This window comes from Paenibacillus sp. FSL R10-2199 (assembly GCF_038000235.1).
In the GTDB taxonomy this organism is placed as follows: domain Bacteria; phylum Bacillota; class Bacilli; order Paenibacillales; family Paenibacillaceae; genus Paenibacillus_AQ; species Paenibacillus_AQ phytohabitans.
The window spans coordinates 6,437,962-6,451,319 of the sequence record NZ_JBBOBO010000001.1 but is presented as its reverse complement, the minus strand read 5'-3'; the positions used below and the strand labels follow the sequence as shown (position 1 = coordinate 6,451,319).

The following is a 13,358-nucleotide window of genomic DNA, read 5'->3' as shown; positions in this document are numbered from 1 at the left end:
CCTGACGATCCGTATTGTTGACCCTGTGCTGGAAGAAGCGGCGGGAATGACTGCGCAGTCTCTTAAGCCGCAGCTTCCCCAGCGGCGGGGGCCGCAGCGGCCGGATAGACCCAGGCATAGAGCGGATTGAATATAGCAAGGCAACATTAGGAGCACCCGCAGGGGTGTTCCTTGATTATTTGAGCAGGAGGACGGCATCATGGCGGCACAACTGCCCGGGCTTTTCATGGAGCGCATGAAAGAATTGCTGGGAACTGAATACGATCAATTTGTGGATACATATAAGCAGTCCCCCTACGGAGGAATCCGCGTAAATACGCTGAAAATTACTGTGGACGAGCTGCGCGGACGATCCCCTTTCGGGCTGGAGCCTATTCCCTGGTGCCCTACCGGTTTCTATACCGGAGAGGGAGCCAGACCCGGCAAACACCCGTATTATCATGCCGGGTTATACTATATCCAGGAGCCCAGTGCCATGGCACCGGTCGAATTGCTTGGCGTTCAGCCGGGTGACCGGGTACTGGATCTGTGTGCCGCGCCCGGCGGCAAATCCACGCAGATTGCCGCCAAGCTGCAAGGCGAAGGTCTGCTGGTTACCAACGACCTGCATCCGGAACGGACGAAGGCACTTGCCAAGAATCTGGAGCTGTACGGCGTGCGTAACGGAATTGTACTGAATGAGAGCCCGGAGCGGATTGCAGCCGCATTCCCCGGGTTCTTCGACCGGATACTGATTGACGCGCCTTGCTCCGGTGAGGGCATGTTCCGCAAGGACGAGGATATGGTCAAGCAGTGGGAACCGGAAACTCCGGCCAAATATGCGGGTATGCAGCGGGAGATCCTTGCGGCGGCAGCGGCAGCGCTGAAGCCGGGCGGAACGGTCGTATACTCGACATGTACGTTCGCCTTGGAAGAGAACGAAGAGATGATTGACGGTTTCTTATCCGGTCATCCGCAGTTCTCGCTCGTACCGGTGGGCGGCAGCGGTTCTTTTGCTGCCGGATTAGGTCCATTGCCGGGAGCTGCGCGGCTGTGGCCGCATAAGGTCAAGGGCGAAGGACACTTCATGGCCGTGCTGCGGCATGACGGAAGTCCTGATATAGCTGGAGTGGCAGATATAGAGGCGAGAGCAGACTTCATAGAAGCAAAGACAGACCTCATAGAAGCAAGGGCAGACTTCAAAGAGGCGACCGTATCCGTTTCTCCGCGTAACCGGGATACAAGGTCCGCTTCCCCTGCCAAAGCTTCGGCAGGCAAAGCTGAGAACGGGCGTGGAGGTAAGGGCGGACGGGGGCCTGGCAAAACTGGAGCTGCTGCCGGACGGCAGGTCCAGGGAACCGGAGAAGAAGCATCGCTTGCGGTGTATGCTGGTTTTATTCAGGAGCTGCTTGGGAAGCTGCCCGCCGGATATCCGGTATGGTTCGGAGATCACTTGTATATCTCGCCGCTGCCGCGTGAAGCGCTGGACGGACTGAAGACGATCCGTCCGGGCTGGTATGTCGGACATATGAAGAGCGGCCGGTTCATTCCCGGGCATCCGCTGGCAACAGCCTTGCATCCTGCGGAGAGCAGCCGAAGTGTGTCGCTGTCCAGTGCAAGCGGTGAAGCTGTCTCCTACCTGAAGGGAGAGACCTTGTCGATTCCGGAGGAACGTCTGTCCATTAAGGCCGGTCATGCCTCCAAGGGTTACATGCTCGTCTGCATTGACGGCTTCAGCGCAGGCTGGGGCAAATGGCAGGACGGTATGCTCAAGAACGAATATCCCGCTGGCTGGAGGTGGACATAGATTATGAGTGGAGCAGGAAATACGAATAAGAAGCAGCGGATTGATAAAGTATTGTCCCATATGGGCATTGGCTCACGCAGCGATATCCGCAAGCAGGCGAAGCAGGGGCTGATTACGGTGAATGGCGCTGTAGTCAAAGACAGCGGCTTTCATGTAGACCCCGGGCAGGATGTGATCGAGGTTGGCGGTGAGCCGGTTCTCTACCGTGAATATATCTATCTGATGATGAACAAACCGCCGGGCGTCCTGTCCGCGACTGAGGACAAACGCGATCGTACTGTTCTGGATCTGCTTAAAGCTGAGTATGCGCTGTTCGAGCCGTTCCCGGTGGGGCGGCTGGATAAGGATACCGTGGGTTTGTTGCTGCTCACCAATGACGGCAAGCTGGCTCATGAGCTGCTGTCCCCGCGCAAGCATGTACCCAAAACCTACGAAGCTACGGTCGAAGGTGAGGTCGATGCGGCGGATGTGGCCGCTTTTGCAGCCGGTGTGGAGCTGGAGGATGGGTATGTGACACTTCCGGCAAGCCTGAGGATTCTGAGCAGAGAAAGAGGCAGCAAGGTGCTGTCGTATATCTCGCTCACGATCACGGAAGGCAAATTCCACCAGGTGAAGCGGATGTTCGTGGCGGTCGGGAAGAAGGTTGTCTTCCTGAAGCGCGTATCGATGGGGGAGCTGAAGCTGGATGAGAGCCTGCCGCTTGGCGCATGCAGGGAGCTGACTGCTGAAGAGCTGGAGCTGCTGCGCCGGGGCGGGGCGGAGGAATAAGCTGGCGGGTAAAGTGATGCAGCGCCATATCCAGCAAATGAAGAGCGGACCTGGCAGATTGCCAGATCCTAAATGGTGGAAGGCTAATACAACTTCGGCGGACCGCCGGGGCTTGGGCTTGTATGCAGTATAGCTGAAATGACTGTACGCCGGACCGTAGCGGATACTAGCTAGTGCAACTTCAGAACTGAAAAGTGAGTGTATTCAACAATGCTGCTAGTGATGTGTTCAGTCCTAATGAAGATTCAGAGATAGTTGTATAATGTACAATTAAAAACAGCGAAAAGGGATGCTTGCGTCTTATAAGTGTATTCTGTACAACTAAATCTGCCTAAATGGGTGAAAACAAAGGTGCAATGGCAGTTTAATTGTACGAAATACAACTAAATAGAGTATTGGTTGTAAATCAGACGTTTTAGTTGTACAAAGTACAATTAAGCATATTGAATACCGTAATCGGGTCAATGCAATGGCTCGCTTACCGTACCTACGAGACTCACGTACTATTCAGCCGATTTTGGGCAGCTGCGCGGGTGAAGGATTTACACAACCTTTGATATAAACGAAATCGTAGCTGATGGGGTACAGGTAAGCTTTTGATATAAAGTATGTGCAGCAGATTATACAGAGAAATAAGGATGGTGGAGTATGAAATACAAGCTGATAGCACTTGATGTGGATGGAACGCTGCTGAACGATGATCATCACTTGAGTGACGAGAATAAAGCGGCCATTGCCGAGGTTACCCGCCAGGGCGGCCAGATCGTATTGTGTACAGGACGCAGCCCGCAGAATTCGATTCCGTTCATGGAAGAGATGGGCTTGTCGGGGTATGTGCTGGGGCATAACGGAGCGGTGACGGTGAGTGTGAAGGACCGCAAAGTACTACACCAATATGGAATGGATGCCAGGGGGCTCGATCCGTATATCGCGTATTGCCGCGAACATGATATCCATTTCGATGTTAACACTGCATTCGATATGTATGTCGATAATGTCGAGAACTTGACCAAGGAAGCCAACTTCATGTATGAGCATTTCCGGATTATGCCTGCATCGCTGCCGGCCTGGGAGGATTTCCGCGAACCGATTGTGAAATTCACCGTGTTCACGCAGTCTGATATTCTGGATGAAGCGCAGCGGGAATGGTCTACCTGGGGAGAGCAGTACAACATTCTGCGCAGCGGAGAGTTCTTCGTGGACTTCATGCACCCGGAAGCCTCCAAAGGCAATGCCCTGAAGAACCTGGCCGCAGAGCTGGGCATTCCCCAGGAGCAGGTCCTGTCGATCGGCAATTATTATAATGATATCTCTATGCTGACGTATGCCGGCCTGGGTGTTGCTATGGACAACTCACCGCTTGAAGTCAAAGCAGCAGCAGATGCGGTTACCGGAACGAATAATGACAATGGCGTGCGCGATGCGCTGGTGAAATACTGCCTGTCTTCCTGACTTCTGTCCTGATTGGCCCCGGCGGTGTACTAAGTGGAAAAACGTCATCTAATTATGCGGAAATCTCAGGAAACAGGGCAGCAGTTGGAAAAAAGACACTTAATTCCGCTCCCTCTGGAGAATATCGGGAATATGGGCGGAATTAGTGACGATAATCCACTTATTATTGGCAAAGCAGCAGAGACGGAATGATTAAGTGTTGAAAATCATAACTATTCCCACAACCCGGACTGCTTCATAGCATTCAGAATCAGTGAAGCTTGAAGAAGACGAAGACCACATAATGCATGGTTCAGTGCCTGGGCGGCTCTGTGCTGTGCTTTTTTTTGTGGAGTTCCGTTCAGATAAAAAGAAAAACGCAAATAAAAAGTGGAAATGTAAAGTGAAAATGTAAAACGCAAATAAAAAGTGCAAATGAAAAGTGCAATTAAAAAACGCAAAAAAGCAGCCTTGCCGCTCCTGAAAGGAACGGCCGGGCCGCTTGTGTCTATACGCTATGCTGCTTAAGCGGAATTAGACAAACAACGAACGGGAAATGATAACGAGCAATATGAAGAGCACCAAAATCGCACCGGTCGATGTGAAGCCTGGAACTGCACCCATGTCTGATTCCTCCCTTGACTCATGTCTGTTCCCATTGCCGCGTTAGTAGTTCAGCGGAGCTCCATGGGATAATGACATCATATGCGTAAGGAGGCTCCCTGAACTGGTCAGCAGCCTAAACCTCATCAATATGGGCTTTCAGTATCCGCAGGCCCTTGGGCAGATGATTCTTCAGCTGGCCGGAGCTGGCTTTGCCCCAGCCTACGGGCAAGCCATCCACACTGACCAGTGTCCAGCCATGCAGGCTGGCCGGAACGGGCAGACTCTCTCCGCGCAGCCAGGCCTGGATTTCCGGACCCCCGGCAGGCATATCATAGCTCCGCGCCGCCTGATCCGGTCTCAGCGCCATGGCAAGAGCGTGGGCGGGTTCAATCCGGTTTTTCTTCAAGTGGGCAATATGCAGTCCGGCACGCGGAACCTTAAGGCCGTCGAGCAGGCCGGTGTGCAGCCGGTCATTGAATGCTTCGGGCAGCAGATACAGGGATTCACCGAAGAGAAGCGGTACGCCGCTTCCGGCAAACCCGGGCAGTTCTACCGACGACCAGCTCATAAACTGCTGATAGGCATCCCGGAGCGAGGAGCTTACTTTCGGACTGTTCTTGCCGCGGTCTCCGCGTTTGCTGCGGCCCTGACGCTGTGCAGGTTCGGCATCATCCTCTACAACTGCCTTGCGCAGCAGGGCTACGAAATGCCCTTCTCCTTTTTCCAAATGAGGCCACAGCCGTTTCGTAACGATCAGCTCCATATCGGGATAGCTCTGTATGAAGTGTTCGATCGTCTCTTCGTTTTCTTTGCGGTTAAAGGTGCAGGTCGAGTATGCCATACTGCCGCCCGGCTTCAGCATCAGGTAGGCATCCTGCAATATATCCCACTGTCTGGCCGCGCACATCTCCACATGCTTCGGTGACCATTCGCTTACGGCGGCAGGATCTTTGCGGAACATTCCTTCACCGGAGCAAGGCGCATCAAGCATAATCCGGTCAAAAACTTCAGGGAACCGCTTGGAGAGTTCCCCCGGGGTTGCCGAGGTGACAAGCGCGTTAGCTATCCCAAGCCGCTCTACGTTTTCTGCGAGTATTTTGGCCCGTTCAGGATGTATTTCATTGGATATCAGCAAGCCTTGTCCCTGCATCAGCGCGGCAATATGGGTGGTTTTGCCTCCCGGTGCGGCAGCCAGATCGAGCACAGTCTCCCCGGGAAGCGGTCCAAGCAGCTCAGCTGCGGACATTGCCGAGGGCTCCTGAATATAATATAGTCCGGCGGTATGATAAGGATGTCTCCCCGGCCGTGCAGGCTCTTCATAATAAAATCCTGCCGGACACCAAGGTACCGGCGACAGGCTAAATTGGGATATTGCTTGTTCCGCAGCTGTGCTGCCCGGATCTGAAATGCTTTTTAAACCATTGAACCGCAGACCCTGGGTCCGCCGTGCATGATAGCTCTCCAGAAAAGCGTCTGCCGTATCCCCCAGCATCTCTCTAATGTCAGCGGTGTAAGCGGCAGGCAGCCGTTCTTCATTCATACGTCATTCTCCTCTAATCAAAATCCAAGATAAGTAAAGCTGTCATCTTAGTTGCTGTTTCAGGTAGATACCGATAAAATCAAAGTATGGATCTTAGCGTACCTGTAATTGTACTTCTACATATACACAACTATATCATAATTGCCGGGTCTCACCGTAATCAGGGCAATTGTAAAGGGAGATGTACCTTATGAACTTGCTGCAAGCGCTATTCTTCCCGCCGGAGCAGCCCGGTGGTGTATCTTCTATGATCCCTTATCTGCAGGAACGCTTCCGGTCCAGCCGCTGGGAGATGGATTTGTTCTGGCTGCCCAAACGGATCCGGGGTAAGGGACGCGAAGAGATTGTCTTTGAAACCTTTGACTGGACACAGTACGGCGAAAGTCCGGTTGTGCAAAAATATATCCAAACCTACCGTGATTATATTTGGTGGACGAAGCTGCGGATGAGCAAAAGCTATGATCTGATCCATGCCCATCACCCGATTGCCGGGCTGGCCATGAAAAGAATATATCCGGAAATTCCTTTAATTCAAACGCTGCACTCCAGCTATGAACGCGAGCTGATTCTGAATGGAGCCATCCAGGAGGGCGGCCTGGAGCATCAGTTTCTGGTCTCGATTTACCGCGAGCTGGAGCATGTCAGCGACAGGCTGATGACGGTTTCGCGCGCTTTTGCCGAATATTTAACTCCTTATATAGATCAGCCCGGCAGCATCGGCGTTATTCCCAACGGTTTCGACGAGAAGAGATTCAAGCCTGTGCCGCATGACAATGATATTCCACAGCTGGTCACTGTTACCCGTCTGGTACCGGCCAAAGGAATAGATACACTGTTCAAGGCTTGTGCCGAGCTCAAAAAGCGGGGTCATGAATATGTACTGCATATAATCGGGGACGGACCGAGCCGGGCGGAGCTGGAGCAGCTGGCGCAGGACCTGGGAATTTATAATGAAACGATCTTTTACGGCTATACGCTGCATCCAGAGGAATTCATGCCGTTCTTTGATATTTTTGTCCTCCCTTCGCGGGCGGAGGCATTCGGGTCAGTCTTTGCGGAAGCTGCACTCAGCTGCCTCGCACTTGTCGGAACGAATGTCGGAGGGATTCCCGAGCAGATTGAAGATGGCGTCAACGGGCTGCTGGTGAATCCGGATGATGAGCTGGGACTGGCAGATGCCCTTGAGAAAGTGATCAGTGATCCCGGCTACCGTTATGAGCTGTCCCGTTCGGCCTGGGATAAGGCCAAGAGCCTCTATTCCCTGACCCGGGTAGCCAATGAGCTGAAGAAAACTTACCTGCAGTATCAGCCGGGAATGAAGGGGTGAGGGTATGATACCTTTTCGATTCCTGCATGCTGCGGATCTGCATCTGGACAGCCGGTTTGCAGGGCTGTCCCATCTCCCGCAGGCTATACGCTCCTATCTCCGGGAGTCCACCTTCGCCGCCCTTGGGCGGCTTGTTGGCGTAGCTATAGAGCAAAAGGTAGATTTCGTTGTCATAAGCGGCGATGTTTATGATGTCTCCGATGCCTCTCTCCAGGGTCAGCTCCGGTTCCGGGAAGCGCTGGAGGAACTCGGGCGGCACGGGATTCAGGTGTTCCTGATTCACGGAAATCATGATCCGCTGGACGGGCCGCGTCTGGTAGAGGCACCGCCTGATCACGTTACGGTGTTCGGCGGCAATGAGCCGGAACAGGCTATTGCCCGCAGCAGAGAGGACGGCAGGGAGGTAGCCGTGATCAGCGGGATCTCCTATCCAACTGCCAAAGTGACTGAGAATACGGCGCTGCGGTATAACCGTCAACCGGGCAGCAACCTGTTCCACATTGCCCTGCTGCACGGCAATGTGGACGGGGATCTCCAGCATGAGACGTACTCTCCGTGCAGCCGCAAGGATCTGATCGGCAGGGGCTACGACTATTGGGCGCTGGGGCATATTCATAAACGCAGTATTCTGCACGATCGTCCGCCGATTGTCTACCCGGGAAATATTCAGGGGCGAAGTATTAAAGAGACTGGCCCTAAAGGCTGCTATATCGTTTATGTGGATGCAGAAGGTGCTGCGTCGCTGACCTTCCATGAACTGGACAGTGTGCGCTGGCAGGTCCGTGAGATCCCGGTGGAGGGTCTGGCGGATGAGGCTGAGTGGACGCGGGCCGTTGAGAATGCGGTTGAAGACCTCCGGGAAGAAACACCGCAGCTGATGTCTGTGGTAAGATTCCGCCTGACCGGGCGGGGTGCTATACATAAGGTGCTGACGGAGAAGGGGGCTGCGGATGATCTGCTCGCCGAGCTGCAGCGGCGGGAAACGGTCCGTGCGGAACGTAAGGAGTATGCAGGTCTCGTGTGGACCGAAGGCTTCGCTATAGAAACGGGACTGGCTATTGACCGGGGCCGTCTGCTGCTGGAGGACAGCTTTCTCGGAGAAATGCTGCGTCTTGCCGGACGTAGCGGCGGGAACGACGAGGAGCTGGAGGAGCTGATCTCCACTGCGCTAAGGCCGCTAATGGAGAATCAGGAGCTGCGCAAACTGCTCATGTCCACAGGGAGCGAAGAGAAGCGGGAGTGGCTGGGCAGTGCTGCGGAGCTGGGCATTGTGCTGCTCAGCGGAGTAGAGGAGCAGGCTACTGTGCCGCAGAGTCCTGCGGCAGGAGAAGAGGTTGTGTCTGCCCGGGCCAACGGACCCTCGGAAAGAGACGGAGCCGGCGGATCAGCGGTGAATATGGCGATGCCGGAGGAAGAGGACAGTGACAGGGAAGCGGCGGACCTGACTGTATGGCAGGAGCGGGGGGATGCTGAATGAAAATTGAGTCTTTGCGGATTGACGGCTATGGCCGTCTGGCCCGGCGGGAGATGAAGCTGAACGAAGGGGTCACTGTGCTCTTCGGGCGTAATGAAGCCGGCAAAAGCACTACCCTGCAGTTTATCCGCGCGATGCTGTACGGCATCCCCGGCAGGGCGTATCCTGCCGAGCGGTATGAGCCGCTGCAGGGCGGAACACATGGCGGGGTGCTGAATGCGCGTGATGATAGAGGCGCCCTCTGGACGATCCGCCGGTTTGCTTCCGGCGGTGAAGGACCTGGAAGAGGAGAGAAGCTGCAGATTACACTTAGCCATCCGGATGGAAGCACTGAGGAGCTGCAGCAGGCTGAGCTGGAGCGCCGCCTGCTGGGCGGCATCTCGCGGAGTATGTTCCGCCAGCTGTTCGCCGTCTCGCTGGACGAGCTGCAGGAGCTTGGCGCGCTGCAGTCCGGTGAGATGAGCAGCTACCTGTTCCATGCCGGGATGGGCGGCGGCGGTGAGATTATGCGGGCGGAGAAACGCCTGGTCCAGGATGCCGAGAAGCTCTATAAGCCACGGGGCAAGGTGCAGGATGCCGCCAAGATTCTGCAGTCTATTGAGAAGCTGGAACGGGAGGTAGCGGAGAGCCGTTCCTATCTGCCCAGATATAATGAGAATACCCTGGCTCTGGAAGCGGTAGAGCAGAAGCTGTTACAGATGAAAGATAGCCGGGAAACCGCGGCTGGTCGGCTGCTTAAGCTGCGGAAGGCGCAGGAGATCCGTGAGCTGTGGCTGAAATGGTCTGAAGCCCGGCTTGAGCTGGCAGAGCTTCCGCAGATCGATGCGTTCCCTGAAGCTGGAGTGGACCGCTGGAAGGCATTGGAGGGTGATCTGCGGGGGTTGCAGGGCGCAGCGTTCCGCCTGGAACGGCTGCAGGCAGAGCTTGCGGCTGAGCTTGCCGCGAACCCGCCTGATTCCCTGCTGGAGCAGCAGGGGCCGGTTCTCGAAGCGCTGGACCGCAGACGGGGCAGCTATGAGGACAAGCGCACGGAGCGGCAGCGGCTGACGGGTGAGCTTGCCGCGCTGGGCGAACAGCTCCAGCGTATCCTGCGCAGCATTGGCGCGGGCTGGAGCGCCGCTGAGCTGGCGGGCTTCGCAGCCAGCGCGGCGGACCGGGAAGCCGCGCGGCGCTACGCTGCGTCATTTGCCGGGTACGACCGGCAAATGGAGACCCGGGGCGCGGAGCTGCTGAGCCTCCGCGCCAGAACGGCCGCCGCCGGCGCTGCGCTGCAGGCGGCCGAGCGCCAGCTTGCGCGCGAACACGCAAGCGGCGCAGCGGACTTCGCGGGCCTCGCTCCGCGCAGCCCGCGTGAACTGCTGCAGCTGTGGGACGAGCTGCAGCAGGCCGCCGAGCGCTGGCGCGAAGCGCTGCTCGGCGGCTCTGCAGGCGGCGCGGAGGTCCCGCGCCGCAGAGGCACTGCCGCCGGGGACAGCCGCCCCGGCGGGAACGGGCGCCGGGCGCAGCGCTACCGGCGCCTCCTGCAGGCGGGCGCAGCGCTTACGCTGCTGCTGCCGCCTGCGCTGCTCTTGACCGGCGCGCCGCCGGTCAGCGCGTGGTCCGCGCTCGGCCTGCTGGCCGCAGCGGACCTTGCACTGCTCTTCGCTCTGCGCGGTGCAAGCAGAGCAGACCAGACGCCGCCTGCGCCGGGCGGCGGGGAGGCGGGCAAGGCCGCAGCGGAGATGCTGCGGCTGCGCGGGCTTTTGCTCTCCGGGGCGAAGCCGGAGAGCGGCATACAAGATGCCGGCGGGCTGGAGGCCGGGATGAAGGAGCTGCGCCGCCTGATGGAGGCGTGGAGTGCCTGGCGCCAGCGCGTCGAACGGCAGATCGCTGAGGTGGAGGCCTGCCGCACGGAGCTCGCGGTGCTGGCCGGACAGGAGCGGGTACTGGCAGAGGAGCTGGACCATGCCGAAGCCAGCTTCACGGAGCTGGCCGCTCGTTATGAAGAATGGCTGCGCCAGCGGGGGCTGCCGGAAGGGCTCTCACCGGACGGCCTGCCGGATATCTTCGCTCTGGCGGAGCAGGGCAATGAACTGCTCCGCCAGCAGGGCAAATTATCCCTCCGGCTCAGCGGACTGGAGTCAGAGTGCGCTGCTTATGAGCAGGAAGGGATGATTCTGCTTAGAGATACTGAGGCTGCTGCCGAGGCCCGCAGGGATCACTCCTCTGTTACTTTGATGGCTCCCGCACATCCCGGCTCACAATCAGGCCCGCAGCCGGAGCCCCAAGCTGAACCTCCTGCCGGAGCCCGGGCTATAACTCAAGTTTCACCGGACTCTCTTTCACTGCTAACCTGGCTGGAGCTGCGGAAGCGGGAATGGGAGGCGCTGAAGACAGAGCTGCTGCGCAGGGAGAGTATAGAAGCGCGGCTTACCCAAGTTCGTGAGGAACTGGCTGCGAACCGGAGAGAGCAGGAGGAGCTGAACGGGCGGAGCAGCAGGCTCCTTCAGGAAGGCGGCGCTGAGGACGGTGAAGAATTCCTGCGCCGTTCATCGGCCTGGCTGAGGCATAGTGAGCTGACGCGGTCGGTACGTCAGTGGGAGCTGGCGATGTTTGGCGGATGGGAGCAGGAAGGCAAGGCAGAGCTGCTCCGGCTGCTGGAGCATCAGGATGCCCGGGTGCTTGAACAGGAACGCTTGGCGGCGGAAGAGGCGGTATTGAACCTGGAGGAAGAACGCAGTTTCCTGCTCCAGCAGCGCGGCAAGCTGCTGCAGGAACGGGAGGACCTGAGGGGACGGTGCATGGAGGACTCGGTGCTTCAGCAGCTGGAAGAACAGCGGGCGGCGCTGCGTAATCTGGCCGGGCAATATGCGGTAACGGCGCTGGCGGCAGAGCTTATGGGACGGACGAGGCGGATCTATGAACAGGAGAAGCAGCCGCAGGTGCTGCAGCTTGCCTCTGTATATTTCTCCAAGCTGACGCATGGGGAGTACCGCCGGATCGTAATGACTCTCGGGCACAAGGAGCTGAAGGCGGAGCATAAGGACGCCGGACTGCTGGACAGCGGACTGCTTAGCCGGGGGACAGCGGAACAGCTGTATCTGGCGATCCGGCTGGCTCTTTCGGAGACCATGAGCAGTCAGGTGAACCTGCCGCTGTTCTTCGACGATTTGTTTGTTAATTTCGATGAACACCGCTTGCATGCGGCTCTTGAATTACTTGGCGAATTGTCGGTATCCCGGCAGATTGTGATGATGACCTGCCACCGGCATGTGGCCGAAGCGGTGGCGGCGATCATACCTGCTGCTGCGGTTATTTCCGTGTAGTCCGGATCACCGGCTTAACCGCCACAATGGTGATGCCCTTACCTCCGCTTCCAGAGGCAGGCGGACCGCTTGGCCGCGGCGGCTGCGACATGGGAGCGCGCATCAGCATGACCGCCCACACCAGGCACAGGGCGCCGAAGATCGGGTAGAACACCCCGAGGAGGGAACTGAAGCCGAATTGGCTGAAGACATAACAGACCAGCATTAACAGCGGGGTTACCAGGGCTGGGGCGACCGGCAGGCGCTGCTGCAGTTGAACGCTAACTCCATAGATGTCTGCAACGAAGGTACTGAAGATTTCCATGAAGATCAGCAGCAGAAAAATCGTCTGCACGATGGGACCCAGCCGGAAGGCGATGCTGCCCATCGGAATCTCGAACTGCAGAATTCCCGGCATCTGTGAGCTCATGGCAAAGTGGGCTGCCAGCAGCATGAACCCGATTCCGGCTCCGCCCAGAATCCCTCCGCGTACAAGCGCCTGCTCGTCTTCGGTATGCCGGGCCAGCGGAACAAGCACAGCCTGGGCCATGCCGAGGTTGAAGGCGGTATACAGGAGCGGAGACATCCAGGCACTGAAGAAGCTGTGGTCTGTCGGCAGGAACAGGAAACGGTCTGCACCGGGTACACCCAGCGTATTAAATACAATAATCAGCGACAGAGTAAGCATCAAAGGGACCACCAGGCTGTTGATTTGCAGGATTCCGGAAATGCCGCGCTTCAGGAGCAGGTAGGACCCGAGAATGGTGAGCAGCAGCCCCGCCTGATAGGGCATTCCGAGATGCTCCTTAAAAATAGCCCCGGCACCCGCCAGCATGATGCTGTTCACGCCAATCAGAATGATCATGGTGAACAGGCTGATACTGGCCCCGGCCTTTTCTCCAAACAGATGGCGGTTGAAATCTTCGTAGGAGTCTGCCTCGATCCGCCGGGCGATAATCATCATTTTGGTGCCGAGCCAAATAAATATCGCGGTGGAGAACAGGATGGTCAGCAGGGCCCAGTGGCCGTATCTTGTGAAGAAACGGAGAATTTCCTGGCCGGTGGCGAAGCCGGCACCCACAATGGTGCCAATATAGGTGAAAGCGATCTGCAATGTGCGGACTCGGGACTTCATGGCTCTC

Annotated in this window: 10 protein-coding genes; 7 read left to right on the top strand and 3 right to left on the bottom strand. The window is 57.1% G+C overall.

The features are described 5' to 3' along the window. The first annotated feature begins 199 nt into the window (after positions 1-199). The 4 genes from NYE33_RS28250 to NYE33_RS28235 all read left to right on the top strand — a co-directional run bounded on the left by NYE33_RS28250 (position 200) and on the right by NYE33_RS28235 (position 4,198). A complete protein-coding gene (locus tag NYE33_RS28250) occupies positions 200-1,786 on the top strand; it encodes an RsmB/NOP family class I SAM-dependent RNA methyltransferase (protein ID WP_076244244.1) in 1,587 nt (528 codons plus the stop codon). Between the two features lie 3 nt (positions 1,787-1,789). Further along, positions 1,790-2,554 carry a pseudouridine synthase gene (locus NYE33_RS28245; RefSeq protein WP_042135757.1) on the top strand — a complete coding sequence of 255 codons (765 nt, stop codon included), beginning with the start codon at positions 1,790-1,792 and terminating at the stop codon, positions 2,552-2,554. A gap of 648 nt (positions 2,555-3,202) precedes the next feature. After that, a complete protein-coding gene (locus tag NYE33_RS28240) occupies positions 3,203-4,006 on the top strand; it encodes a Cof-type HAD-IIB family hydrolase (RefSeq protein WP_042135759.1) in 804 nt (267 codons plus the stop codon). A 33-nt stretch (positions 4,007-4,039) separates the two neighbouring features. Next, positions 4,040-4,198 (top strand): hypothetical protein, encoded by a 159-nt coding sequence (locus tag NYE33_RS28235; protein ID WP_156118593.1) that lies wholly within the window; start codon positions 4,040-4,042, stop codon positions 4,196-4,198. Between the two features lie 321 nt (positions 4,199-4,519). Here the strand turns inward: NYE33_RS28235 and NYE33_RS28230 are convergent, their stop codons facing one another. After that, positions 4,520-4,609, bottom strand: a complete 90-nt coding sequence (locus NYE33_RS28230; protein ID WP_197073075.1) for a sporulation protein YjcZ — start codon at positions 4,607-4,609, stop codon at positions 4,520-4,522. 115 nt (positions 4,610-4,724) lie between these two features. Beyond that, on the bottom strand, positions 4,725-6,131 hold the full coding sequence (locus NYE33_RS28225; RefSeq protein WP_341068552.1) for an RsmF rRNA methyltransferase first C-terminal domain-containing protein: 1,407 nt from the start codon (positions 6,129-6,131) through the stop codon (positions 4,725-4,727). A gap of 190 nt (positions 6,132-6,321) precedes the next feature. On the opposite strand from NYE33_RS28225, the gene NYE33_RS28220 reads away from it, so the two are divergent. Genes NYE33_RS28220 through NYE33_RS28210 form a run of 3 tightly spaced genes read left to right on the top strand, consistent with a single transcriptional unit; the run spans position 6,322 to position 12,237 of the window. Next, complete coding sequence (locus tag NYE33_RS28220; protein WP_042135763.1) at positions 6,322-7,458, top strand: glycosyltransferase family 4 protein; 1,137 nt, start codon at positions 6,322-6,324, stop codon at positions 7,456-7,458. A 4-nt stretch (positions 7,459-7,462) separates the two neighbouring features. Next, complete coding sequence (locus NYE33_RS28215; protein ID WP_341068549.1) at positions 7,463-8,935, top strand: metallophosphoesterase family protein; 1,473 nt, start codon at positions 7,463-7,465, stop codon at positions 8,933-8,935. Next, positions 8,932-12,237: an AAA family ATPase gene (locus NYE33_RS28210; protein WP_341068547.1), complete on the top strand. Its 3,306-nt coding sequence runs from the start codon at positions 8,932-8,934 to the stop codon at positions 12,235-12,237. The genes NYE33_RS28215 and NYE33_RS28210 overlap by 4 nt, the downstream gene beginning before the upstream one ends. On the opposite strand, the gene NYE33_RS28205 is transcribed toward NYE33_RS28210, so the two are convergent. Beyond that, positions 12,224-13,351, bottom strand: coding sequence for a YkvI family membrane protein (locus tag NYE33_RS28205; RefSeq protein ID WP_336102993.1), 1,128 nt, complete (start codon positions 13,349-13,351; stop codon positions 12,224-12,226). The two genes, NYE33_RS28210 and NYE33_RS28205, sit on opposite strands and share 14 nt — an antisense overlap. Between the last annotated feature and the right edge of the window lie 7 nt (positions 13,352-13,358).

Excerpts from the sequence above, each read along its gene's own strand:
- NYE33_RS28210 (WP_341068547.1), top strand. The coding sequence starts at position 8,932 with ATGAAAATTGAGTCTTTGCGGATTGACGGCTATGGCCGTCTGGCCCGG.
- NYE33_RS28205 (WP_336102993.1), bottom strand. The coding sequence starts at position 13,351 with ATGAAGTCCCGAGTCCGCACATTGCAGATCGCTTTCACCTATATTGGC.
- NYE33_RS28220 (WP_042135763.1), top strand. The coding sequence starts at position 6,322 with ATGAACTTGCTGCAAGCGCTATTCTTCCCGCCGGAGCAGCCCGGTGGT.
- NYE33_RS28225 (WP_341068552.1), bottom strand. The coding sequence starts at position 6,131 with ATGAATGAAGAACGGCTGCCTGCCGCTTACACCGCTGACATTAGAGAG.
- NYE33_RS28215 (WP_341068549.1), top strand. The coding sequence starts at position 7,463 with ATGATACCTTTTCGATTCCTGCATGCTGCGGATCTGCATCTGGACAGC.
- NYE33_RS28245 (WP_042135757.1), top strand. The coding sequence starts at position 1,790 with ATGAGTGGAGCAGGAAATACGAATAAGAAGCAGCGGATTGATAAAGTA.
- NYE33_RS28230 (WP_197073075.1), bottom strand. The coding sequence starts at position 4,609 with ATGGGTGCAGTTCCAGGCTTCACATCGACCGGTGCGATTTTGGTGCTC.
- NYE33_RS28240 (WP_042135759.1), top strand. The coding sequence starts at position 3,203 with ATGAAATACAAGCTGATAGCACTTGATGTGGATGGAACGCTGCTGAAC.
- NYE33_RS28250 (WP_076244244.1), top strand. The coding sequence starts at position 200 with ATGGCGGCACAACTGCCCGGGCTTTTCATGGAGCGCATGAAAGAATTG.